Consider the following 817-nt stretch of genomic DNA (forward strand, 5'->3'; position numbering starts at 1 on the left):
AAGCGATCGGCAAGTTGCTGCTCTTCCAATGCCGCACCGGCGTTGAGCGCGCCAGATCCGGCGGCAGCGCCTCGCCGCCGCACAGCACCCGGCAGCTTGCCGGCAATGAGCGACCTTCATGATCGAGCAGCATCCGCCAGGTCGATGGCGTCGCCTGGATCAGGGAGACGCCGTGCCTCTCCACGATCGCCTTGAGCCTGACAGGATCATGCGCGGCCCCACGATCCGCCAGCACCACGCAAGCGCCGATCGTCAGCGGCAGCCACAGCTCCAGGACCGCGATGTCAAAGGACAGCGAGGTCAAACCGAGCACACGGTCGTCGGCCGTCATGCCGGGCCGATCCGCCATGGTCGCCAGAAAGTTCGTCACGGCGTCATGGCGGACCATCACGCCCTTGGGCAGGCCGGTCGAGCCCGAGGTGTAGATCACGTAGGCGAGGCTCTCGCCATGAACGGCGACGTCGAGATTGCCGGCGTCCCCGCCCTCGCCGTCCTGCGCGTCGAGCAGCCAGGCGTCGGCGCCGGTCTCCGCCAGCACGGTGGCGAACTGATCGCGTAATCTCTCTTGCGTCAGCACCAGCCCCGCGCCGCTGTCGCGCAGCATGTGCGCCAGCCGCTCCGGCGGGTAATCCGGATCGAGCGGCAGATACGCCCCGCCGGCCTTCAGCACGGCCAGCAGCGCGACCAGCATCTCGACGCCCCGGTCGAGCGCCAGCCCGACCACGATATCGGTCCCGACGCTGCGGTCCCGCAATCGCCGCGCCAGCCGGTTGGCACGCGCGTTGAGCGCGGCGTAACTCAGCTCCGTCTCGCCGAA

General features: G+C 69.0%; 1 protein-coding gene. It reads right to left on the bottom strand.

Annotated features, from left to right (window positions below):
• On the bottom strand, positions 1-817 hold an 817-nt coding region (locus MOV75_RS40185), incomplete at both ends, for an AMP-binding protein (protein WP_247008389.1).

This window comes from Bradyrhizobium sp. PRIMUS42, assembly GCF_023006515.1.
Classification (GTDB): Bacteria; Pseudomonadota; Alphaproteobacteria; order Rhizobiales; family Xanthobacteraceae; genus Bradyrhizobium.